This window comes from Paenibacillus algorifonticola, from assembly GCF_000971975.1.
GTDB lineage: Bacteria > Bacillota > Bacilli > Paenibacillales > Paenibacillaceae > Pristimantibacillus > Pristimantibacillus algorifonticola.
Window position 1 is genome coordinate 105,608 of sequence record NZ_LAQO01000011.1, and the last position, 23,213, is coordinate 128,820.

Annotated in this window: 26 protein-coding genes and 1 riboswitch; all 26 genes read left to right on the forward strand. The window is 50.3% G+C overall.

The window, feature by feature from the left end:
- The first annotated feature begins 157 nt into the window (after positions 1 to 157).
- The 26 genes from WH37_RS17895 (at position 158) to WH37_RS18015 (ending at position 23,152) form a co-directional block, all read left to right on the forward strand.
- Entirely contained in the window at positions 158 to 391 is a 234-nt protein-coding gene (locus WH37_RS17895; protein WP_046231976.1) for a DUF4227 family protein, read from the forward strand.
- A 106-nt stretch (positions 392 to 497) separates the two neighbouring features.
- Positions 498 to 1,388 (forward strand): site-specific tyrosine recombinase XerD, encoded by an 891-nt coding sequence (gene xerD / locus WH37_RS17900; RefSeq protein WP_046232115.1) that lies wholly within the window; start codon positions 498 to 500, stop codon positions 1,386 to 1,388.
- A 134-nt stretch (positions 1,389 to 1,522) separates the two neighbouring features.
- The gene (deoB, locus tag WH37_RS17905) at positions 1,523 to 2,707 is read left to right on the forward strand and encodes a phosphopentomutase (protein WP_046231977.1); all 1,185 of its coding nucleotides are present in this window, start codon (positions 1,523 to 1,525) and stop codon (positions 2,705 to 2,707) included.
- A 40-nt stretch (positions 2,708 to 2,747) separates the two neighbouring features.
- Entirely contained in the window at positions 2,748 to 3,572 is an 825-nt protein-coding gene (locus WH37_RS17910) for a purine-nucleoside phosphorylase (protein ID WP_046231978.1), read from the forward strand.
- Between the two features lie 165 nt (positions 3,573 to 3,737).
- Complete coding sequence (locus WH37_RS34805; RefSeq protein ID WP_177218002.1) at positions 3,738 to 3,908, forward strand: aspartyl-phosphate phosphatase Spo0E family protein; 171 nt, start codon at positions 3,738 to 3,740, stop codon at positions 3,906 to 3,908.
- A gap of 416 nt (positions 3,909 to 4,324) precedes the next feature.
- Positions 4,325 to 5,539 carry a D-alanyl-D-alanine carboxypeptidase family protein gene (locus tag WH37_RS17915; protein WP_082110878.1) on the forward strand — a complete coding sequence of 405 codons (1,215 nt, stop codon included), beginning with the start codon at positions 4,325 to 4,327 and terminating at the stop codon, positions 5,537 to 5,539.
- Positions 5,540 to 5,709: 170 nt separating this feature from the next.
- Positions 5,710 to 6,063 (forward strand): anti-sigma F factor antagonist, encoded by a 354-nt coding sequence (gene spoIIAA / locus WH37_RS17920; protein WP_046231979.1) that lies wholly within the window; start codon positions 5,710 to 5,712, stop codon positions 6,061 to 6,063.
- 14 nt (positions 6,064 to 6,077) lie between these two features.
- Positions 6,078 to 6,506, forward strand: a complete 429-nt coding sequence (gene spoIIAB / locus WH37_RS17925) for an anti-sigma F factor (protein ID WP_046232117.1) — start codon at positions 6,078 to 6,080, stop codon at positions 6,504 to 6,506.
- 19 nt (positions 6,507 to 6,525) lie between these two features.
- The gene (gene sigF, locus WH37_RS17930; protein ID WP_046231980.1) at positions 6,526 to 7,281 is read left to right on the forward strand and encodes an RNA polymerase sporulation sigma factor SigF; all 756 of its coding nucleotides are present in this window, start codon (positions 6,526 to 6,528) and stop codon (positions 7,279 to 7,281) included.
- Positions 7,282 to 7,397: 116 nt separating this feature from the next.
- Positions 7,398 to 8,048, forward strand: coding sequence for a stage V sporulation protein AA (locus tag WH37_RS17935; protein WP_099519897.1), 651 nt, complete (start codon positions 7,398 to 7,400; stop codon positions 8,046 to 8,048).
- Positions 8,041 to 8,469 carry a stage V sporulation protein AB gene (locus tag WH37_RS17940; protein WP_046231981.1) on the forward strand — a complete coding sequence of 143 codons (429 nt, stop codon included), beginning with the start codon at positions 8,041 to 8,043 and terminating at the stop codon, positions 8,467 to 8,469. Before WH37_RS17935 ends, WH37_RS17940 begins: the two co-directional genes overlap by 8 nt.
- Before the next feature lie 44 nt (positions 8,470 to 8,513).
- On the forward strand, positions 8,514 to 10,412 hold the full coding sequence (locus tag WH37_RS17945; RefSeq protein WP_231594274.1) for a spore germination protein: 1,899 nt from the start codon (positions 8,514 to 8,516) through the stop codon (positions 10,410 to 10,412).
- Between the two features lie 116 nt (positions 10,413 to 10,528).
- Complete coding sequence (lysA, locus tag WH37_RS17950) at positions 10,529 to 11,860, forward strand: diaminopimelate decarboxylase (RefSeq protein ID WP_046231982.1); 1,332 nt, start codon at positions 10,529 to 10,531, stop codon at positions 11,858 to 11,860.
- Positions 11,861 to 11,915: 55 nt separating this feature from the next.
- A complete protein-coding gene (locus WH37_RS17955) occupies positions 11,916 to 12,347 on the forward strand; it encodes a peptidylprolyl isomerase (RefSeq protein WP_046231983.1) in 432 nt (143 codons plus the stop codon).
- A gap of 291 nt (positions 12,348 to 12,638) precedes the next feature.
- Positions 12,639 to 12,848: riboswitch (FMN riboswitch) on the forward strand.
- Between the two features lie 154 nt (positions 12,849 to 13,002).
- Complete coding sequence (ribD, locus tag WH37_RS17960) at positions 13,003 to 14,109, forward strand: bifunctional diaminohydroxyphosphoribosylaminopyrimidine deaminase/5-amino-6-(5-phosphoribosylamino)uracil reductase RibD (protein ID WP_046231984.1); 1,107 nt, start codon at positions 13,003 to 13,005, stop codon at positions 14,107 to 14,109.
- 15 nt (positions 14,110 to 14,124) lie between these two features.
- Positions 14,125 to 14,814, forward strand: coding sequence for a riboflavin synthase (gene ribE / locus WH37_RS17965; RefSeq protein WP_046231985.1), 690 nt, complete (start codon positions 14,125 to 14,127; stop codon positions 14,812 to 14,814).
- Between the two features lie 51 nt (positions 14,815 to 14,865).
- Positions 14,866 to 16,116 (forward strand): bifunctional 3,4-dihydroxy-2-butanone-4-phosphate synthase/GTP cyclohydrolase II, encoded by a 1,251-nt coding sequence (locus WH37_RS17970; protein ID WP_143088543.1) that lies wholly within the window; start codon positions 14,866 to 14,868, stop codon positions 16,114 to 16,116.
- Between the two features lie 29 nt (positions 16,117 to 16,145).
- A complete protein-coding gene (ribH, locus tag WH37_RS17975; RefSeq protein ID WP_046231986.1) occupies positions 16,146 to 16,616 on the forward strand; it encodes a 6,7-dimethyl-8-ribityllumazine synthase in 471 nt (156 codons plus the stop codon).
- Between the two features lie 202 nt (positions 16,617 to 16,818).
- Positions 16,819 to 17,598 (forward strand): segregation and condensation protein A, encoded by a 780-nt coding sequence (locus tag WH37_RS17980; protein ID WP_046231987.1) that lies wholly within the window; start codon positions 16,819 to 16,821, stop codon positions 17,596 to 17,598.
- Positions 17,567 to 18,172, forward strand: coding sequence for an SMC-Scp complex subunit ScpB (gene scpB / locus WH37_RS17985; protein WP_046231988.1), 606 nt, complete (start codon positions 17,567 to 17,569; stop codon positions 18,170 to 18,172). The genes WH37_RS17980 and scpB overlap by 32 nt, the downstream gene beginning before the upstream one ends.
- 77 nt (positions 18,173 to 18,249) lie before the next feature.
- Positions 18,250 to 18,936, forward strand: coding sequence for a DUF2953 domain-containing protein (locus WH37_RS17990; protein ID WP_046231989.1), 687 nt, complete (start codon positions 18,250 to 18,252; stop codon positions 18,934 to 18,936).
- 192 nt (positions 18,937 to 19,128) lie between these two features.
- The gene (ytfJ, locus tag WH37_RS17995) at positions 19,129 to 19,617 is read left to right on the forward strand and encodes a GerW family sporulation protein (protein ID WP_046231990.1); all 489 of its coding nucleotides are present in this window, start codon (positions 19,129 to 19,131) and stop codon (positions 19,615 to 19,617) included.
- A 260-nt stretch (positions 19,618 to 19,877) separates the two neighbouring features.
- On the forward strand, positions 19,878 to 21,059 hold the full coding sequence (locus tag WH37_RS18000) for a D-alanyl-D-alanine carboxypeptidase family protein (RefSeq protein ID WP_046231991.1): 1,182 nt from the start codon (positions 19,878 to 19,880) through the stop codon (positions 21,057 to 21,059).
- A 100-nt stretch (positions 21,060 to 21,159) separates the two neighbouring features.
- The gene (locus tag WH37_RS18005; protein ID WP_046231992.1) at positions 21,160 to 21,828 is read left to right on the forward strand and encodes a nucleoside recognition domain-containing protein; all 669 of its coding nucleotides are present in this window, start codon (positions 21,160 to 21,162) and stop codon (positions 21,826 to 21,828) included.
- Positions 21,821 to 22,354 (forward strand): spore maturation protein, encoded by a 534-nt coding sequence (locus WH37_RS18010; protein ID WP_046231993.1) that lies wholly within the window; start codon positions 21,821 to 21,823, stop codon positions 22,352 to 22,354. Before WH37_RS18005 ends, WH37_RS18010 begins: the two co-directional genes overlap by 8 nt.
- A gap of 54 nt (positions 22,355 to 22,408) precedes the next feature.
- Positions 22,409 to 23,152, forward strand: coding sequence for a pseudouridine synthase (locus WH37_RS18015; protein ID WP_046231994.1), 744 nt, complete (start codon positions 22,409 to 22,411; stop codon positions 23,150 to 23,152).
- Positions 23,153 to 23,213 lie beyond the last annotated feature (61 nt).

Consider the following 23,213-nt stretch of genomic DNA (forward strand, 5'->3'; position numbering starts at 1 on the left):
CATATGGTGGTTAAGGCGAAAGCTGCTTTTGAATTGGCGTGAACCGTCGCAGGTCGAAACACACAACACGCTCTTCCGCATATAAGCCTCTCTCTCATCATATGGTAAAGTGGGCAGGACAAACCTGCCTTCATGTATAGAGAGGGGCGAGAGGCAAATGGTATTGTCTGCACGCAAATGGTTCAGCCGTTTCGTATTTATGCTGCTGTTCATCGGCTTGTTCGTAGTTGCCACTGGCGGCTATGATTGGCTTGTTGATGTCGTGTCGCCAAGCAATCCTTATGAAGTTCCGCAAGGTGAGGCCGTAAAGGTCATTTGGCATAGTACATATGAGTGGGATAATGGTAATATAGCGGATAGGCTCCGATTTTTCTATTGGTACGGCGAATAGCGGGGCGGTTAAAAAGCTCGCCAAGCAGGATTTATGATCCTTGGTGTGGAAATACCGAAGTACGCGTTATCGGCGTGCAAAGGCTGGAAGCATGAAAGGAAACAAGATGAAATCTTTGGTGAACTCTTTTATTCGTTTTTTAAGCGTGGAACGCTCCTTGTCGAAAAATACACTGGAGTCGTACGGGCGGGATTTGCTCAATCTAATGGATTATATGGAAAGCCAGGGAATCGAGGAAGCAGCGGCCATTCAAAAGCATCATTTGGCACATTATTTGCTGCAATTGAAGGAAGATGGGCGCAAGCCGTCTACTTTATCGCGGCATATCGTGTCGATACGCGCTTTTTTTCATTATTTGCTGCTTGAGGGTTTCATAGATCGCGATCCCTCCATCTATATTGAATCACCGAAGCAGGAAACCAAGCCGCCGCAGATTTTATCGATGGAGCATACGAGTCTGCTGCTGGATACGCCGCAAAGCGTAACGACAGCAGGAAAGCGGGACAAGGCGATGCTGGAGCTGCTGTATGCGACAGGCATGCGCGTTTCGGAGCTCATTTCACTGGATGTGCCCAGCGTCAACCGGCAGCTCGGCTTTATCCAGTGTGTAGGCAGCAACCGGAAGGAGCGGATTGTTCCATTTGGGAGAAAAGCTGCGGAAGCACTGAATGATTATTTGGAGCATGGGCGAGTAGGGCTGCTGCGGCAGAGCAAGCAGGAGGACGCGCTGTTTTTAAATCATCTGGGAACGCGTATGACGCGGCAGGGCTTCTGGAAGACAGTCAAGAAGTATGCGAAAGAGGCTGGCATTGAAGCAGATATTACGCCGCATACGCTGCGCCATTCATTCGCTGCCCATTTACTCGAAAACGGCGCTGATGTGCGTACCGTTCAAGCGCTGCTTGGCCACGCTGACGTTGCCACAACCCAGAAATATTCCAAGCTAACAAAGGTGAAAATGAAAGACGTATACAACAGCGCGCATCCACGCGCTTGAAAGATAGCGAAGTCGGCGGATGCTTAGACTTGGTCAGGTAGCGCGGATGCGCACCGAATTTTGGTGGAAAGTCAAACCTTTCACATAAGCACATTGTTTTTCACCAGATCTAACACTAGAAAGGTTGGGACTACATGAGTAAATTTGATCGTATTGCCGTTATTGTGCTCGACAGCGTTGGAATTGGCGAACAGCCGGATGCGGAGGCGTTCGGTGACCTTGGGTCGCACACGCTTGGGCATATTGTAGAAAGAGTACAGGGGACAAGCCTGCCGAATTTGCGCCAGCTTGGTCTTGACCGAATTGCGCCACTCGGCGATTGGAAGCCAGCAGATGGCCCGCCCAGCGCATACTATGGAAAAATGCAGGAGGTATCGGTTGGCAAGGATACGATGACCGGGCATTGGGAGCTGATGGGGCTGAAGCTGACGGTTCCATTTCAGACATTTCCGGACGGCTTCCCAGATGAGCTGATCACTTTATTTGAGGAGCGCACAGGACGCAAGGTAATCGGAAACAAGCCGGCAAGCGGTACGGAAATTTTGGATGAGCTGGGCGCTGAGCAAATGGAGACGGGAGCATGGATCGTCTACACTTCTGCTGACAGCGTTTTTCAAATTGCAGCGCATGAAGGCATCATCCCGCTCGATGAGCTGTACCGCGCGTGCGAAATTGCGCGCGAGCTGACGATGGATGAGCGTTATACGGTAGGCCGGGTCATTGCCAGGCCGTATGAAGGGAAGCCAGGCGCGTTCAAGCGTACGCCTAACCGCCATGATTACGCCGTCAAGCCGCCGGAGCCTACGGTGCTTAATGCGCTTCAGGATGGAGGACTCGACACGATTTCCATCGGTAAAATCAATGATATTTTTGATGGGGAGGGCATTAATGCCTCTACGCCGACGAAGAGCAATGCTGATGGCATCGCCCGTACGATTGCTGCTTTGAAGGAGCCCTTCAAGGGGCTGCTGTTTACGAACCTCGTTGATTTCGATTCCTTGTATGGGCATCGCAGAGATCCAGAAGGCTACGCTGCCGCACTAGAAGAGTTTGACCGCGCTTTGCCTGAGCTTACGCAAACAATTGGATCGCGCGATTTGCTAGTCATTACTGCAGATCACGGCAATGATCCCGTTCATCCGGGAACGGATCACACGCGGGAGTACGTACCGCTGCTGCTATACAGCCCGGCATTCAAGCAGCCTGGGCAGCTCGCAACACGAGCAACCTTCTCCGATCTAGGAGCAACGATTGCTGACAACTTTAACGTACAGGCTCCGCCGAACGGTACAAGCTTTCTCGATTTGCTTGAAGCTTAATCAAACTAACTAAACGACTAACGTCTTGGAGGATATCACTATGAACGTAATTACAGCAGCACAAATTAAAGAAGCGGCATCTTACATTGCCGGTCGTACAGACTTGAAGCCAGAGGTTGGCCTTATTATGGGCTCCGGTCTTGGTGTTCTAGGCGATCATTTGGAAAATCCAGTGACGATTGCGTACCACGATATTCCGCATTTCCCAGTGTCCACAGTGGAAGGCCATGCAGGAGAGCTGCTTATTGGCACCCTGTCAGGCCGGCCAGTACTATTGATGCGGGGACGCTTCCATATGTATGAAGGCTACGGGCCTGAGCTGACGGCATTTCCAGTGCGCGTAATGAAGGCGCTTGGCGTATCGACGCTGCTTGTGACTAATGCAGCTGGCGGCGTAAACCTTGCTTTTGAATCCGGCAATCTGATGCTGATTTCTGACCACCTGAACATGACAGGCAAAAACCCGCTTATTGGCCCTAATGATAACGAGCTGGGCGTTCGTTTCCCTGATATGTCGGAAGCTTACAGCAAGCGTCTGCGCGGCATTGCCCGTGAACTTGCGGCAAGTCAAGGTCTTGCGCTAGCTGAAGGGGTATACGCAGGACTTCTCGGACCGACGTATGAAACGCCTGCGGAAATACGCATGCTGCGCGTTTTGGGGGCAGATGCTGTCGGAATGTCGACCGTTGCGGAAGTCATTACCGCAAGACATGCGGGAATTGAAGTTCTTGGCATTTCTTGTATTACGAATATGGCGGCGGGAATTCTGGATCAACCGCTTAACCACGAAGAGGTTATGGACACGGCAGAGCGCGTGAAATCTCAATTTTTAGACCTCGTAAAAGGTTTGGTTCCGCTCATTTAAAGAACAGTTTATCGTTAAAGTAGATTAAAAAGGCAAAATATTAGTGTTATTTTGTCCGCAAACTTGTAACACAATTGTAATATTTGGCTCGACTCATTGTGACAGTATTTTAAAACGCCGTCGTCGTATAATGTCCGTAATTATAGAAAAATGGAGTGGAGTGAAATGGACAAGCAATTGCTCTTGGAGATGGAGAAGTTGCGCGATAAAATGGTTGAAACGGCGCTCATCAAGCAAACTTTTCTGAACCGGGAGGTACTGCGGCTAAGTCAATCGCTGGATGTTTTAATCGTGCGTGCGCAGGAAGAACGAAGGACCGTTTCCAGCCATAAATAAACAGAGCAAGTGGCAAGAAACGCATGATGAGAACTGCCTTATGAAGATTAGCGAGGGCGACTGTCGTAACAAAAAGGGGCAATTATATTTAAAAGGCAAGTGATGACGTAGAAAAAAATCGAAAAACCGTTCTTGCGGAAGCGAAAGCTTCTGCGGGGGCGGTTTTTTTTGTGAATATAAGCATTTTGGAATAATTTACATAAAAACAGGCGACACTGTGGAAGACAAGCGTAAACGGCTGAAGCCGTCCTTTGGCGGCAAAGCTTCCGTTTCGTAGGTGAAATATAAGCCCATTTATAAGTGTGAAACTTATAAATTCTTATATTTAAATATAGCCGAATTGCGGCGACTTCCCGTGAACCGAAAATTTTTACGAAATCCGGGCCTGCCGCAGCTTCATAGGAGGGAATCTGTTCGTGAAAAAACTACGGAATAAACTGTGCTTATGCATCCTTGCGCTAGCCATCTCTTTGCCAACCGCTGTATTCGCCGAAGAAGCAGCTGAGGCACCTTCGCTTCCATCGCTACCAGTTGAGGAACAGTCAAAAAGCGCGGAGCCTCATTTGGCGCCATCGGCCCTTTCTGCCATTCTTATGGACGCGGACAGTGGAACGATTATTTATGAGAAAAACAGCCATGATCAGCTGCCTCCGGCAAGCATCACTAAAATTATGACGATGCTGCTTATTATGGAAGCGCTGGCTGACGGCAAGCTCAAGCTGACCGACAAGGTGCAGACGAGCGAATATGCGTCTTCAATGGGTGGTTCGCAAATTTTTCTGGAGCCCGGAGAGGAAATGACCGTCGATGACATGATTAAAGGGATTGCGCTTGCTTCCGGCAACGATGCTTCTGTTGCGATGGCGGAGAAGCTGGGAGGCACCGAGGAGCAATTCGTGGCGATGATGAACGAGAAGGCGAAGCAGCTTGGGCTGAAGGAAACCCATTTTGCCAATTGCAACGGCCTGCCTTCAAAGGATCATTATTCGTCGGCCCATGACATTGCGGTTATGTCGCGTGAGCTGCTCAAGCATACGGATATTACGAAGTATACCGGAATGTATCAGGATTATTTGCGCAAAACGTCAGAGAAGCCATTCTGGCTCGTCAACACGAATAAGCTTGTGCGGTTCTATAGCGGCGCAGACGGCCTGAAAACCGGATTTACGAATGAAGCTAAGTTTTGTCTGTCCGCAACGGCAAGACGGGATGGGCTTCGCGTCATTGCGGTCGTGATGGGCGAGCCGAATACGAAGACGCGCAACACGGAAGTATCGCAAATGTTTGATTATGCGTTTGCCCAATATATGACGCATCCGATTTTTAAAGAAGGCGATGCAATGGGCAAGGTGCATGTGGAGAAGGGCGTGGTGTCCGAGCTCGAGCTGGTCGCTCCCCATGCCTACAGCGTACTGCTCAAAAAAGGGGCAAACACGAACGATATTCGCTATGAGCTGAAAATCGACGGCTCGCTTAAAGCGCCTATTGCGATTGGTGCGCCGATCGGCAAGCTGCTCGTGTATCAGGGAGACAAGCTGCTGAAGGAATTCCCGGTTGATGCGCCGCAGACGATTGAACGGGCTGGCTGGTGGAAAATGCTGAAGCGCTCGTTTGGCGGATTGTTCGCCTAAACCGGATTAGCACAGCAATGTTTTGCCGGAAAATAGCGAGCTTAAGCTGCATATTTTGTCACCTCTTAGGGCTCTGCTTCTAGTTTTGTCGCCGTGCAGGAAACGTATGCCCCGCTGGAGAAATGCTAGTTCTATCCAAATGCACAGCTTAAAGGAGATGAACAGCAATTATGAATTTGCAAGCTGAATTGGAGCATTATCGCAATGTGCTTATTGTACGTCTGCGGGGAGAGCTGGATCACCATACAGCCGATGTCGTCAAGGTCAAGATGGAGGATGCGATTTTACGCGGAAGCAGCGACCACATCATTCTCAGCTTGAAGGATTTGCAATTCATGGACAGCTCGGGGCTTGGCGTCATTCTGGGCAGGTATAAGCAGGTGAAGGCAAGAGGCGGAAAAATGGTTGTATGCGACGTTAGTCCAAGCGTTCACCGGCTTTTTGAAATGTCGGGCTTATTTAAAATTTTGGAGATTCATGATAATGAACGGATGGCGATTTCAAGTCTGGAGGTGGTATCGTGAACGGACGCAATGAAATGACGTTAACCTTCAGCGCCCGCTCAGAGAACGAGGCTTTTGCCCGCGTAGCGGTGTCAGCCTTCGTCTCCCAGCTCGATCCGACGCTTGGGGAGCTGAATGATTTAAAGACAGCAATCTCGGAAGCGGTAACCAATGCAATTATTCACGGCTATGACAGCGACACAGCCAGAAAAGTGACGATAGAGGGTTATATTGAAGGGGATGCGGTCTCCTTGACGGTTATTGACCATGGACGCGGTATTGAAGATTTGGACTTGGCTCGCCAGCCGCTTTACACTTCCAAGCCGGAGCTTGAGCGCTCGGGCATGGGCTTTACGATCATGGAAAATTTTATGGACCGATTCGAGGTTGTCAGCGAGCTTGGCGGCGGTACACGCGTCAGCATGCTGAAACGAATTGAATCGAAAAAAGCGCTATACAACTAGCGCATAGGGGTTGAACCTCATGGATTCCGGGTTGAAACAAACGGCTCAGCCGTATTTGGATGATGCGGAAGTAAAGCGGCTTATTGCGTTAAGCCAGTCTGGCGACACGTTGGCAAGGGACACGCTTGTAGGATGCAATATTCGTTTGGTATGGTCAGTAGTGCAGCGTTTCATCAACCGGGGCTATGAGCCTGACGATCTGTTTCAGATCGGCTGTATCGGCCTGCTTAAGTCGGTTGACAAATTCGACCTTTCCTATGATGTGAAATTTTCCACCTATGCCGTGCCGATGATTATCGGTGAAATCCAGCGATTTTTGCGCGATGACGGTACGCTTAAAGTTAGCCGCTCGCTCAAGGAAACGGCCAATAAGGTGCGCAAAATGAAAGACGAACTGTCCAAGGTGCTGGGACGGCTGCCAACTATTAGTGAAGTAGCGGAGCGGCTGGGCATTACGCCGGAGGATGTCGTATTTGCGCAGGAAGCGAATAAGCCGCCAACCTCGATTCATGAGACGGTATTTGAAAATGACGGCGATCCAATTACGCTGATGGACCAGATTGCCGATGATTCACAGGAGCGCTGGTTCGACAAGCTTGCGCTGACCGAGGCAATTGAAGGCCTTAGCGAGCGGGAGCGGCTCATCGTGTATTTGCGTTATTACCGGGACAAGACGCAGTCGGAAGTAGCGAGCCGCCTAGGCATTTCACAAGTGCAGGTGTCGCGTCTGGAGAAAAAAATATTGCAGTCCATCAAAGATCAAATCGCCTTATAAGCGGTTTGATCTTTTTTTCTTGTTTTTACCTGCTGCTCGGTGACTATCTGATTCCTGTTTTTCTCATACTAAAAGGGAAACGAGCCCAAGTACAACAGATAAAGGACTGATGATGGATGGATACGATGCAGCGGCAGCCTCTCTATTTGCGTTTGCGCAAGCGAATTGGGATACGTCCCGAGAAAGAAGTGACGCTTGGGCAGGCGGCGAGGCTGCTTGGCGAGTCCGAGGAGCAGGAACGGCGCCTGGGTCAGCTCGTTCTATATCGTCACAGCAAGCCGGATGGCAACCGCGTCGTCATCGACCTGCTGCAAATTGTCAGTCGGCTGCGCGAGCTGGAGCCGGGCCTGTCTATTGAAGCTTATGGCGATCCGCAGGTGCTGGTCATGATTGCGGATAAGCCGCCCAAGCCGCGTATTCCGCTGCTGATTTTTTCATGGCTGCTGCTTTTTTTCGGTGCGGGGCTGGCTATTATGAACTTCCATACCGACGTCAGCATGAAGGAGGTTCATATTCGGATTGTCGAGCTGATTACCGGAGAGCATAACGAGCATCCGCTTTGGTTTCAAATTCCCTATTCCTTCGGCATTGGGCTTGGCATGGTGCTGTTCTTCAACCATCTGTTCCGTAAAAGGTTCAATGAAGAGCCGAACCCGCTGGAGGTAGAGCTGTTCACCTACCAGGAAAACGTGAACGCTTATGTTATCGCCGACGAGATGCGTAAAAAAAATGATCGCCAAACCGCTCGGAGTGAGGACGATGCTTGATTGGCCGCTTCATGCGTTTATTGTACTGCTGGGCTTATCGGGAGGGCTTGCGGTAGGCAGCGGACTGGTGGCGCTGCTAACTGTGCTGGATATTATTCCGAGACTGGCGCAAATCGCTTATGCCTACAGCCTGTCCATTTGGTTTGAAACGGCAGTCATAAGCGGTGCGGTCTATTGGACATTCGCAGATTTTTTCGATTGGAAGCTTTCGCTTGCAGGCATTACGTCACAGATGGCTGCTGGACTGCTGAATGGGATTTTCGTTGGATTGCTTGCGGCGGCGCTTACGGAAGTGCTGAATGTTTTCCCCATACTCGCCAAACGCATTCATCTGTCGGACTATTTAGTTGGCCTTGTGATGGCGATGGTGCTTGGCAAGACGCTGGGATCGCTGCTGGATTGGCTTTGGTATCAATGGTAGGGAATTAGCAGGGCCATGCTGGAGAACTGAGGTGAGGGAAGAAGATGGATAAGGATCAGGAGCAACGCAATGAACCTGGGCAAGATTACAGGCAGGGGAGTATTCCTAACATGTTGAAGCTGGGTAATGAGCCGGATACCGAAGCAGACGCGAACGCAGACAATCATTCTTCCGGGAAAAGCAAACGAGGCTGGCGGCAGGTGAAAGAGTTCGTTCACGCCAAGCAGTTAGATGGAGGGGGAAAGCAGAAGCAGCATGAGGAGGTGAAAATCGACCACCAGCAAAATAGGGAAGAAGGGCAGTACGGTCACGATCAGCCGCTTCATGCCCGTCCCAAAACGCAAGGCAGTCATTACGGTGGCCAATACGGCAGGAGTGAAGAACAGCGAGAACGGGGACAAGAACAAGGGAGTAGGCAGGAGCATCGGCAAAAGCAAGGACGAGGGAAGTCGTCAGGCAAAGAGCAGGGGCAGGATGGTCGCGAGGAGCGGATTCCTTCGGATTTGGATGACGTATTGGAGCGGCTGAAAAATGAGCTTGGCTACGGCAGCAGCTTTGATGTTGTCGTTCGGGAAATGACCTTCGGCGAGCGGCGGGTCGCCTTCGTTTTTATGAACGGTTTGGCAAAGGATTCGCTGCAAACAGAGGTACTTAAGCGGCTGACCTACTTGCAGCCGGACGATTTATCAACCGATGCTCTGCATGCCTTTCTCGATATGTATGTGCCAGCCTCCCAAGTCAAGTCGGAACAGGATTGGAACAAGCTGCTGACGGGCATTCTCTCCGGTGGAACGGCGCTGTTCATTGACAAGGAAGCGACTGCGCTGCTCATTGACGCCAAAAACTTCCCGGCTCGCTCGCCGGACGAGCCAAGTTTGGAGCGGGTCGTCAGGGGCAGTCGCGATGGCTTCGTTGAAACTTTGATGATGAATGTATCGCTGGTCAGACGAAGGCTGCGTGACCCGCAGCTGCGGTATGAGCTGGTGCAGATCGGCGAGCGAACGCAGACGGATGTATGTATCGCCTACATTAATGATTTGGTAGACAAGGAATTGCTTAAATCCATTAAGGAAAAAATATCGATGGTCAAGGTTGACGGCATTCCGCTCGCCGACAAGCAGCTCGAGGAAGCGACCGTTAAACGGGGCTGGAGCCCGTTCCCGCTTGTCCGTTATTCTGAGCGTCCAGATGTCGTAGCCTCTCATTTGCTTGAAGGGGCCGTTGTCGTCTTCGTGGATACGTCGCCCAGCGTCATGATTTTGCCGACGACGTATTTCGATCTTATGCAGCATGCTGAGGAAAATCGCCAGACGCCGTTTATAGGTACTTACTTGCGCTGGGTCCGGTTTATTGGCATATTCGCTTCGCTTTTTTTACTGCCGCTTTGGCTGCTGTTCGTTATCCATCCCGAGCTGAAGCCGCAAGCGCTCGAATTTCTAGGGCCTTCGAAAACCGGCAAGCTGCCGCTGCTCGTGCAGTTTTTGCTGGCAGAGGTCGGCGTCGATCTGCTGCGTCTCGCCTCGGTGCATACGCCAACTTCGCTGGCAACGGCGATGTCGCTCGTATCCGCTATTCTTATTGGCGATATTGCGGTCCAGACGGGCATTTTCGTCAACGAGGTCATTTTGTACATGTCGGTTGCGGCTATTGGCATGTTTGCGACGCCGAGCTACGAGCTGGGGCTGGCAAATCGCATTGTCAGGCTTGTGCTCATTACGCTTGTAGCTGCCTTCAAGGTTCCGGGCTTCATTGTTGGGACGACGGTTATATTGCTGTTTTTGTGCATGGAGCGGTCGTTCAACCGCCCCTACATGTGGCCGTTCATTCCATTCGACTTCCGGGCGATGATGAATATTATTTTCCGGACGCCCTTGCTGCAAAATCGCAGGCGGCCCAATCTGCTGCGGCCTCAGCAGCTCGATAAAATGCCTGAAACGGAGTAAAGCCGTAAATAATGCAAATGACTTGTTAAATTATCCATTACGCTTGCGGGTAGATTGCGATATACTGTTGCTATTGGTGCAAATCGAATCTATTCACGTATGGAGGAATAATAACAATGTACTTGCATGGAACGAGCAAAGTTAATGCCCAGGGGCATTTGGAAATCGGCGGCTGCGATGTAACGGAGCTGGCGAAAGAATATGGTACGCCGCTATATATTGTCGATGAGGCGCTTGTGCGTCAACGCGCGAATGAATATGTGACAGCTTTTCAAAAATCCGGCCTGAAATTTCAAGTGGCCTATGCAAGCAAAGCATTCAGCACAATGGCGATGTGTGCGCTTGCCGAGCAGGAAAATCTGTCGCTTGACGTCGTTTCCGACGGAGAGCTGCACACGGCGCTGAAAGCGGGCTTCCCAGCAGCGCGTATCCACTTCCACGGCAATAATAAATCGCCTGATGAAATCAACATGGCGCTGGATGCAGGCATCGGCTGCTTCGTAGTAGACAATTCTACTGAGCTGAAAGTGCTTAATGCGCTGGCGAAGGACAAAGGCTTGACGGTTAAAATTTTGCTGCGGATTACGCCGGGTGTTGAGGCGCATACGCATGACTATATTTCCACCGGCCAACAGGATTCTAAGTTCGGCTTCGACTTGACGAATGGCGCGGCTAAGCAGGCGATTAAAGAAGCGATGGAGCTATCCAATCTGGATGTGCTTGGTGTCCATTCCCACATCGGCTCGCAAATTTTCGAAGTAGACGGCTTCCAGATGGCTGTTGAGAAAATGTCGGCGTTTGCGATTGCAATTCGCCAAGACCTTGGCTTGACGTTCCAGGTGATCAACCTTGGCGGCGGCTTCGGCATCCGTTATGTAGACGGAGATTCCCCGCTTCCAGTTGGTCAATACGTTGCAGCAATTACGGATACGCTCATTTCCAGCTTTACGGCAGCGGATTTCCCGCTTCCTGAAATTTGGGTTGAGCCGGGCCGCAGCATCGTTGGCGATGCAGGCACAACGCTTTATACAGTCGGAACAAGCAAAGAAATTCCAGGCGTGCGTAAATATATCGCTGTAGATGGCGGTATGATGGATAACCCGCGTCCGGCGCTTTATCAATCCGTTTATGAAGCGGTGCTTGCGAATCGTGCGAACGAAGCGAATGAAGAGACCGTAACCGTAGCGGGCAAAGCTTGCGAAAGCGGCGACAAGCTCATTATTGATCTGGAATTGCCGAAAGCAAACAGCGGCGATCTGCTTGCAGTATTTTGCACTGGCGCTTATAATTATTCGATGGCGAGCAACTATAACCGTTTCCGACGTCCAGCTGTCGTATTTGTCAAAGATGGCGAGTCTGATCTCGTCGTTCAGCGTGAATCTTTGGACAATATTGTCGGCAATGACTTGCTTCCGGCAAGACTTCTCAAAACAGCCCTTGCGAAATAAGGGTTAAATTTGGTAACGTAGTCTTATTCGGACATAGAAAGGTAGTGTTTAATAGATGGCAAAACAAGCGAAAATTACAATGGCAAACGGAGCAGAGGTTATTATTGACCTTTTTGATCAAGATGCGCCCAACACAGTTGCAAACTTTGAGAAGCTTGCAAACGATGGTTTTTATAATGGTTTGACTTTCCACCGTGTAATCCCGGGCTTCGTTGCTCAAGGCGGCTGCCCAACGGGTAATGGCACTGGCGGCCCTGGCTACACGATCAACTGTGAGATCAACCCGAACAAGCATGAGCGCGGTACACTTGCAATGGCACATGCTGGCCGCAACACAGGCGGAAGCCAATTCTACATCGGCTATGCTCCACAGCCGCATCTGGACGGCGGACACACTGTATTTGGTAAAGTAGCTAAAGGTATGGAGCATGTTGATACATTCCGTACTGGCGAAAAAATGGAAAAAGTTGAAATCGTAACGGTTTAATCGTTGCGGGAAGGCCGCTTGTTTTTTCGATTCGTCGGAAAAACGGGCGGCTTTTTTATAAAAGGATTGCATGGCATAGCTACTAATTGAGAATCAAAATCGAAATATCTTGCTTTTTCAATTTTGCGGTGGTAACATTTCATCAGAGTTACATTTTAAAAGTAAGTGACTCAAGCGTAAACGGCTGAAGCCGTCCTCTGGTGGCAAAAGCTTGTTTCGCGGTGAAATATAGGCGGGAGAATAAGAGTGAAACTTTTACATTCCCTAGTATTTTAAAAAAATAATACAGTGACTTTCCTTCGGGGTCGGGTGAAAATCCCAACCGGCGGTGATCAGGAGGCTGTCTAAGCGCTTTGAACGATGAAGCGACTAGCTGCTGCCTGTCAGTCCGTGACCCGTGTACAATGAATTCAGAGCGTGTGATCGCATGAGCTGATTGTATACGGCTGACCTGGTGCAATTCCGGGACCGACAGTACAGTCTGGATGGGAGAAGGAGACACTTTCAAGGCGTGATTTCATGCTTATTTGCTTGCACTTTTTTTCGCTGGGCACTTAGGTCTGTTAAAATCGATTATTTGTGTACTTGAAAGCGGGTCTCTAAGGTAAACTCTCATCTCCGTTGGCTATGTTGCTAATGGAGGTTTTTTGCGTTCATGGATATTTTGAATGACAGCTATTATATGAGCTTGGCGCTGGATATGGCAGAGAAGGCGGCGGGGCAGACGGATATTAATCCCATCGTCGGCTGCGTCGTTGTAAAGGACGGCCGAATAATCGGCATTGGCACGCATCTCAAGCGAGGAACCGGGCATGCTGAGGTGCATGCTCTGCAAATGGCGGGAGAAGAAGCGGAAGGTGCTACCGCTTATGTGACGCTGGAGCCTTGCAGCCATTTTGGCAAGACGCCGCCTTGCTGCGAGCGGCTCATCGATGCCAAGGTGGCACGGGTAGTCGTTGCTACGACCGATCCGAACCCGCAGGTAGCTGGCCGGGGCATAGAGCGGCTTAGAGAATGCGGCATTGAGGTTGAAGTGGGGCTTTTGGGAGAACGTTCCAACCAAATGAATGAGAAATTCAACAAATACATTACGACGAAGCTGCCGTTTGTCACCCTTAAGACAGCGAGCACGCTCGACGGCAAAATCGCTTCCCGCACCGGCGATAGCAGATGGGTAACGGGCAGTGCAGCAAGGGAGCAGGTGCACACGCTGCGCCATCAGCATATGGGCATCATGGTTGGTATCGGTACCGTGCTTGCCGATGATCCGCAGCTAACGACGAGAGCGGACGTTCCGGCGCTTCATCCAGTGCGTATAGTGATCGACAGCAGCTTGAAGCTGCCGCTCACTGCGCACGTGGTGACGGATCGGACCGCTAGAACGATCGTCATTGCGACTGAGCAGGCGGATGACGCCAAGGCGCAGGAGCTGCTGACTGCTGGCGTCGAGCTCATTCGGGCAGGCAGTGGAGAGCAGGTTGATTTGCCGGAAGCGATGAGAAAGCTTGGAGAGCTGGAAATCGGTTCGATTTTGCTGGAAGGCGGCGGCAAGCTCAATGGCGCAATGCTGACAGCAGGACTCATCGATAAAATCATGCTTTATATGGCACCCAAAATCATCGGCGGGGCAGCAGCTCCTGGCACCTTTGATTTTGAAGGCTTCGAAAAAATGGCCCAGGCTATTGAGCTGGAGCGCACGCAGGTGGAACAAGCGGGAGCCGATATTTGCATAAGCGGTTACCCGGTCTACCGTCATGTTTAGAGAGGAGGGTTAGCCGTGTTTACGGGTCTGATTGAAGAAGTCGGCAAGCTGAAGCGGGTGGTCAAGCAGGGCGAGGCCATGGTGGTGACGATTGCCGCTTCCCGCGTCCTCGAAGGTGTGGCACTGGGTGACAGCATAGCGGTAAACGGTGTTTGTCTAACGGTCATCTCCTTTACGGGCAGCACCTTTGATGCCGATGTTATGCCAGAAACGTACCGGCGCTCCAATCTTCACCAGCTAAAGCCCGGTGAGCAGGTCAATCTGGAGCGTGCCATGCTGGCTGGCGGGCGCTTTGGCGGTCATATGGTGCAGGGGCATATTGACGGTACAGGCGTTATTGCGAAAAGGGAAACCGACGCCAATGCCGTTATATTCAGCATTAAGCTGAATGATGCGGCGACGCTGAAATATGTCATTCCTAAAGGTTCAATCGCAATAGATGGCATCAGCCTTACGGTTGTCGGGACGAATGATTCAGGCTTCTCGGTATCCGTCATTCCGCATACGCTTGGCGAAACGGCTTTGCTGGATAAGCGCATAGGCGATTCTGTTAATATCGAATGCGATATGATTGGGAAATATGTGGAGCATTTGCTGCATTTCAAGCCAGCTCGCGATGCTGGAGCGAATTCCGGCGGCAAAGCTGGCAAGGCTGGCGGAGCTAAGCTAAGCGCTGCTTTTTTAAGTGAAAATGGCTTTATGTGATATTGATATAGATGATATTTGAAGTGGTGAACGATCAGGGAGGGAAGCTTTATGGGACAGCTGGATCAGCCTTTGGAGAAGTCATTGTTTAATACGATTGAGGAAGCGCTTGAGGATTTGCTGCTTGGCAAGCCCGTTATCGTTGTAGATGATGAGGATCGTGAAAATGAGGGAGACCTCATTGCGCTGGCCTCAATGGCGACGCCTGAAGTCATCAATTTTATGATTACGAAGGCGCGTGGGCTTGTATGCGTTCCGATAACTGCAGAGCGGGCGGAGCAGCTCGAGCTGCCGCCGATGGTAGAGCGCAATACGGATTTTCATGGAACGGCGTTTACCGTTTCCGTTGACCATATTTCCACAACGACTGGCATCTCTGCGCATGAGCGCTCCGAGACGGTCAAGTCGCTCATTGACCCGAATACGAAGGCGGCGGATTTCCGCAAGCCGGGTCACATTTTTCCGCTAATCGCGAAAGATGGCGGTGTGCTCAGACGGGCAGGCCACACGGAGGCGGGAATTGATCTGGCTCTGATGTGCGGCTCGGAGCCTGCAGCGGTCATTTGCGAGGTCATCAATGAAGATGGGACGATGGCAAGATTGCCGGATCTTGTGGCGTTTAAGCATGAGCATGACCTCAAGCTTATTACGATCCAGGAGCTGATTGTATACCGCAATGCGAAGGAAAAGCTCGTTGAGCGTGTCGTTGAGGTTAATATGCCAACGGATTTCGGCGATTTCAAAGCGATTGGTTTTACGAATGATGTAGACGGCAAGGAGCATGTCGCGTTTGTAAAAGGTGAGATTAATCCGGAAATCCCGCTGCTCGTGCGCGTGCACTCGGAATGCTTGACAGGTGATGTGTTCCATTCGCATCGTTGTGACTGCGGTCCCCAGCTTGCAGCGGCGCTGACGCAGATTGAGGAAGCGGGCAATGGCGTGCTGCTCTATATGCGCCAGGAAGGACGCGGAATCGGCCTGATTAATAAGCTGAAAGCTTATGTGCTTCAGGAGCAGGGGCTGGATACGGTCGATGCCAACTTGCAGCTTGGGTTTGCGGCTGACTTGCGCGACTACGGCATTGGTGCACAAATTTTGCGGGATCTCGGCATTCGTAAAATGCGCCTGCTTACCAATAACCCTCGCAAAATTAAAGGGCTGGAGGGCTATGGCCTTGAAGTAACCGAGCGTGTGCCGATTCAAATGGAATCAAATAAGGACAATGACCGTTATTTGCGGACAAAGCAGGCGAAGCTCGGCCATATGTTTGATTTTCAGGATCAAAATCAGGAACAGCAGTAATATTAAAACCAATTGGGAGGAATTTTATTATGCCACATGTATATGAGGGACATTTAGTATCGGAAGGCTTGCGTTATGGAATCGTTGTTGGAAGGTTTAATGAATTTATTGCCAGCAAGCTGCTGAGTGGAGCGCTTGATGCGTTTAAACGCCATGGCGCTTTGGATAACGAGGTAGAGGTTGCTTGGGTACCAGGAGCTTTTGAAATTCCGCTTATCGCGCAAAAAATGGCAGAGAGCGGCAAATACGATGCGGTTATTACGCTTGGCGCCGTTATTCGGGGATCAACACCGCATTTTGACTATGTATGCAACGAGGCGGCAAAAGGGGTAGCGGCTGTTGGCTTGAAAACGGGCGTGCCGACGATTTTTGGCGTATTGACGGTTGATTCCATTGAGCAAGCGATTGAGCGCGCGGGAACAAAAGCTGGAAATAAAGGGTATGAAGCTGCTGCTAGTGCAATAGAGATGGCTAATTTGACAAAATTGCTGCATAATTAAGCTTAAGGCTTGCAGCTCGCGGGAAGGGCCTCTGAGAAGAGGCCTTTTGTTTGAATATAGAAGCAGTTATAATTGGTTCTCTATAGATGGGCTTCTATTTTTCTGCGTAACAGGGTGATATCGCCAATGGATGGCATCACTCCGTATACGCTTACGGGTGGCGCAGCGATTTTATCGGTTGATTAGTCGGGAGGAAATGGCAGTGTCAGTGCTTTACAAGCTGGAATCTTTTGAAGGGCCTCTGGATTTGCTGCTGCATTTGATTGATAAAGCAGAAATCGATATTCATGAGGTATCGATCAGCGAGATTACAGATCAGTATATGGATTATTTGAATGCAATGACGGAGATGGAGCTTGAGGTGACCAGCGAGTTTTTGGTGATGGCGGCTACGCTGCTGTCCATCAAGAGCAGGCAGCTGCTGCCGAAGCCGCCCGTGTTTGAGGAAGAATACGAGGACTGGCCGGATGATGGTCTTGATCCTCGCGATGAGCTCATTCAGAAGCTCGTTGAATACCGCAAATTCAAGCAAATTGCCGAGCAGCTGCGCGAGAAGGAAACGCAGCGGAGCCTCGTTTTTTCGCGTGAGCCGGAGGACATGACCCCCTTTTTGCAGGAGCAGGACATTAACCCGCTCGAGGGGCTGCATGTATCTGATCTGGTAGCAGCTTTTCAGCGTGCGCTCAAAAAGGCAGCGAGGCGCCAATTTGTGGCGACCGTGCAGCGGGATGAAATTTCCGTGAAGGATCGGATTCGCGATATCGCCCTGGTGCTGCGGCAGTATGAGACGGTGCAGTTTTCAAAGCTGATTCGCGAAAATATGGATAAGCATGAAATCGTCGTGACCTTTTTGGCGATTTTGGAGTTGATGAAGATGAAGCATATTCGTTGTTTTCAGCATCAGCTGTTTGATGATATCGTGATTCATTGGAGAGGGGATGCGGAGGACAGTGGATTATCAGAAGTTGAAGTCGATTATTGAGGGCTTGCTGTTCATGGCAGGAGATGAAGGACTAACCAAGCGGCAAATTGCTGATATTATGCAGTTTGATGCCGAGCTTGCTGCCGATTTGGTGTATGAGCTGCACCGGGATTTGGCCCGGGAGGAGCGGGGGGTTCAGGTAACGGAAGTTGCTGGTGCATATAGGTTGACGACGCATCCTGATCATGCAGCTTATTTTGAGCGGATGGCCTATACGCCAACACGTTCGCAGCTGTCGCAAGCAGCGCTGGAAACATTATCAATCGTTGCTTACCGCCAGCCGATTACCCGGATTGATATCGAGGAAATTCGCGGTGTCAAAACCGATAGAGCGATTCAATCGCTCGTTTCCAAAGATTTAATTGAAGAGGTTGGCCGCGCGGAAGCGATTGGACGTCCTATTTTGTATGGCACGACCAAAGCCTTCCTCGATTATTTCGGCTTGTCCAGCATTAAAGCTTTGCCAGAACCGAAGCATATCGATGTCGAAGATGCACTTGAGGAGCAGACGCAAATGCTGTTTGAACGCATCGGCGAGCGGCAAATGACGATTGACGAGATTCCGCCGAATTAATCACGCTTGCAGAGAATGAGATTTGATCGCCGGGTCATACTATATTCAACCCATAATAGGAAAACGGAGGAAGCAATATGCCCGAAAACCTTTACGGCTTGATGACGGCGGCAGGTCTCTTTTTTTTGTTCTTATTGCTTCTTGCCCTTGCTTCGCCGGTGCGCGTATATGGAAAGCTGAAAAGAAAGGGCGAGCTTGACCATATCGATGTGCGAATTGTGGGGCTGTATGGGCTGCTGCACTATAAGGTGAAGATCCCGCAATTGAAATGGCAGGGGGCCACGATTCAGCTGCATCAGCAAATTAGCAGCAACCAGGCGGGCGTGCAGCATTCCAAAGAGCAGCAGGGGAAAATTGACGCCGAAAATGTACAACGGTTTGTTGAAAAGATGCGACAGGCATTGGAAGTAACTGATAATTTGAAAGGGTGGGTCAAGCAATTGCTGAAAAAGGTGCAATTGACCGAATGGAAATGGTCGACATCGGTAGGCGTTGGAGACGCGATGTGGACCGCGATGACGACAGGGGCAGTATGGTCGATTAAAACGACGATGCTGGGCGTCATATCACAGTTTGTTTTACTGAAAGCCGACCCGGTGCTTCAAGTGCAGCCCGTGTACCAAGGGACTTATTTTCAAACGGAATGGCACTGTACAGCCAAGCTGAGCATGTTCCATGCGGTGAAATCAGGTCTAGCCTTGCTGATGAGGCTCAAAAAAGGCTCTCACGGCATTCAGGTGTGGCACCATATTTTGTTTAAATAATGAATGAGCACAAACGAAATATTCGCAAGTAAGCAAAGCTGCCTCCTTAACGAAGAGCGTGGTTTTGCTTTTTTTCAATAGAAGCAAAGTATAAGTTTTCGTCGTACTGTGCTTACATACAATGTGGGGCTGCGGGAAACATTATTAGCGTAGCCTGCGTTAAATTGATTTGTACAACTAGGAGGAGATGTCGTGCAAGAGCATCCAATACAAGGTCTTATGCAGACAGCAATGGAAAATATTAAGGAAATGGTCGATGTAAACACAATAGTTGGCGACCCTGTGCAGACGCCAGACGGCAGCATTATCATGCCGATTAGCAAGGTTGGATTTGGATTTGTTGCCGGGGGCAGTGATATGCGGTTCAGCGGCGATAGTTCTTCCACTTCCAATAGTGCCGATGACAGCCACAATGCTGCGGTAGCTGCGCCATTCGGCGGAGGAAGCGGCGGCGGCGTATCGATCACACCAATTGCCTTCCTCGTTGTCGGCACCCAAGGCGTCAAAATCGTGCCGCTCGACAATAACACGCATCTATTGGAGCGGATCATTGAATCCACACCGTATGTATTTGACAAGGTGCAGTCCATGATGCGAAGCACGTCCAGTGGCACGGGCCAATTTACAGGCACCAATATGAATTCAGGCTATATGAGCACAACTGACCCAACCATTATTTAAGGCCAGAGCTGCCCGCAAGGGCAGTTTTTCGTTTAAAGCATAAAAAATCATAAGCTAAGCTTAGATAATCATTTTTATATTTTTACGAGAAACAAACACTAGTCCGTCAAGGATGGCGTAAGCCGGCTGCACTTTACAGTCTTATTTTGCCGAGACAAGCATATAGTGTATAAAGACTTTAAAAGGCTTGAAAGGTCTGTGGAAAAGCAAGCGTTCATCTTTGTTGAGCAGAATAACCGATCAGAAAGGGGCCGCGAAAGATGATTAGCATCGTGAAAATAGCTCGAATATTGCTCTTGTTAGGTTTGGCAATCTGTTTGACAGGGACAAGCCTGCCAGCGCCAGGCTACGCGGCTGAACCAGAACCGCTAAGTACACACGCGTCAGCATCGGCGCTGATTGATGTAACCTCGGGCAGATTGCTGTACAGCGAGGATGGCGACAAGCCGATGCTTATAGCCAGCTTAACCAAAATTATGACCGCAATCGTAGCGATAGAGCATGGAAACTTGTCAGGCAACGTCAAGACAGGCAAGCGTGCGGTAGGCAAGGAAGGCTCCTCGATTTATTTGCAGCTCAATGAAGAAATGAAATTGCAGGACATGCTGTATGGCCTTATGCTGCGATCAGGAAATGATGCAGCAACCGCAATTGCTGAACATGTCGGCGGTTCTGAGGAAGGCTTCGTTGTGCTGATGAATGAAAAGGCAGCTTTTCTCGGAATGACAAATTCCCAATTTAAAAACCCGCATGGCCTTGATGAGAAGGGGCATTATTCCTCGGCTAACGATCTTGCTAAGCTGACAGCTTATGCGCTGCGTAATCCCGTGTTCGCCAAAATTGTCAGCACACCCGTCAAGCAGGTTCCAAACCCGCATGAGCAGTGGCAGTACAAGTGGGTGAACAAAAATAAAATGCTCCAAATGTATGAAGGAGCAGACGGTGTGAAAACCGGCTATACGAAGCAGGCGCTGCGCTGCCTTGTCAGTTCTGCTACCCGTGGCGGTCAGCAGCTTGCAGCTGTCACGCTAAGCGATGGCGACGATTGGGCGGATCATCGCCATATGCTTGATTGGGGCTTTGAGCATTATCCGCTAGCCCAAATTGCGGGCAAAGGGCAGGCTCTCACCGGCTATCCTTACACTGTAGGGCAAAGCTTCAGCTACCCATTAACGGAAGAGGAAAAAGGTCAGTTGACCTCACGACTTGTCGTTGTAAATGCAGCAACGACGCGCTATGCGTTAGGCGAAAGAGGAACGCTGGAATGGTATATGAACGGGGCGAAAATAGGCGCCGTTCCGATCTATGATACGGGAAGCAGCAGACTTTCGCTTCCGGAGCGCAAGAAAATCGAGGCGGATGCTTTTATCAACGATGGACTCGGGAAAGAAAATTATTTGGCGGCGGCTGGCGAGGCCATTCGGGCTTTATTTAAATTATAAAAGCCCGAATATTAGCAATTTTATTATAATTTGAAACGGCTGCTTCATGATTGTTCAGGTAGCCGCCGTTTACGCTTGACTGCTTGGGGAGGCGGGAAGCATGGTTAACTTTATTTGGCTGTTTTTAATTGTCATCAGCGTCGTCGTCGGCGCTTTTAATGGCAAAATCGATGCAGTAGCCGGAGCAGCATTCACGGGAGCGCAAGCCGGCGTGACAATCAGCTTCGGGCTGATCAGCATAATGGTGTTCTGGCTGGGGATGATGCGAATAGCGGAGGATGCCGGGCTGTTGAAAAAAATGGCACAGCTGCTCGGCCCCATCGTTCGCTTCCTATTTCCGGATGTGCCCAAAAACCACCCGGCACTCGGCTATATTATGAGCAATCTCAGCGCCAACCTCTTCGGATTAGGCAACGCGGCAACGCCGATGGGCATTAAGGCGATGCAGGAGCTGCAAAAGCTGAACCCAGATCCGGCTGTCGCAACTCCAGCCATGTGCACGCTGCTCGCGTTAAATACATCCAGCATTACGCTGATTCCTACTACATTAATTGCGATTCGCATGAATTATGGCTCGGCGAATCCGGCGGAAATCGTCGGTACGACGCTCGCCGCAACGTTTATTGCTACCGCAGCAGCGATAGCGGCTGATCGCTGGTACCGCAGCAGGCAGAAGCCGCCTATCATCAAAGGCCCGTCCCAGCATCTTGCCCCAGCGGCCAAGCCGGGAGCAGCGGCAGCTTCGGGGGGAGGTGGCGGAGTTGCTTGAAGCTTTTACAAGAGCATCGGCATGGCTGATACCTGCTATTATCGTATTTATTCCGCTTTATGCGGCTTTTCGCAAAGTTCCGGTCTATGAGACGTTCACTGAAGGGGCCAAGGATGGCTTCGGCACAGCAATTGCAATTATTCCTCATCTCGTCGGGATGATGGTAGCGATCAGCATGTTTCGTGCTTCGGGCGCGATGGATTTTATGATTGGCGTCGTTCGACCGTTGTTCGATTGGCTCAGCATACCGAGCGAGGTATTGCCGCTTGCGGTGCTCAGGCCGTTGACTGGGGCAGGGTCGCTTGCTTTTACCGCAGACTTAATTCATACATATGGTCCTGATTCCATGATTGGCCGGATTGCTTCTACCATTCAAGGAAGTACGGATACGACGCTTTATGTGCTGACCGTTTATTTTGGCGCAATCGGAATCCGGAAAACCAAATATGCGCTTAAAGTGGGCTTGTTTTCCGATCTGATCGGTTTTTTAGCAGCAATTTTCATTTGCATGTACATATTCGGTTAACAGCGCTTGTGCTTTGCGCTTCATATCGTTATGATAAAGTTTGAGGTGAAAGTATTGGAACGTTTACAGAAAATATTAGCGCAAGCGGGCATCGCATCCCGAAGAAAATGCGAGGAAATGATTTTGGCCGGAGTGGTTGAAGTCAATGGCGAGAAAGTGACCGAGCTTGGTGTGAAAGCGGACCCTGCTGTAGATGTCATTCTCGTGAATGGCAAGCCGATCCGAAATGAGAAAAAAGTGTATGTGATGCTGAATAAGCCGAAGGGCGTTATTACGAGCGCGAGCGATCCACAAGGCCGCAAAATCGTCTCCGACTATTTGCCGGGCATCAGGGAGCGCGTCTATCCGGTTGGCCGTTTGGATTATGATACGGAAGGGCTGCTGCTGCTGACGAATGACGGCGAGTTCGCCAATCTTCTGACGCATCCGAGCCATCATGTACCGAAAACCTATTATGCGACAGTAAAGGGCGTGCCTCACGGAACGCTGCTGGACCAATTGAAAAAGGGCGTTAAGCTTGAAGACGGCATGACCGCTCCTGCTGAGGTGGAATACCAGGACGTTAATACGGAAGAAAATACATCGACCGTCCGTATTACGATCTATGAAGGCCGCAATCGTCAAGTTAGAAGGATGTTCGAAGCAATTAATCATCCTGTTGTTCGCTTGAGAAGGGTGAAGTTCGGCGAGCTGGGCTTGCATAATTTGGCAAGGGGGCAATTCCGCCATCTGACGCCTGTAGAAGTGAAGGAGCTGCGCGAAGCTGCCCGCAAGTCACATAAAGTTCATAAAAAGTAGACGGCGGCAGCGGCAATTGCCGCCAGCTTTTCGTTATAATGAAACTATCTATGTTGACACA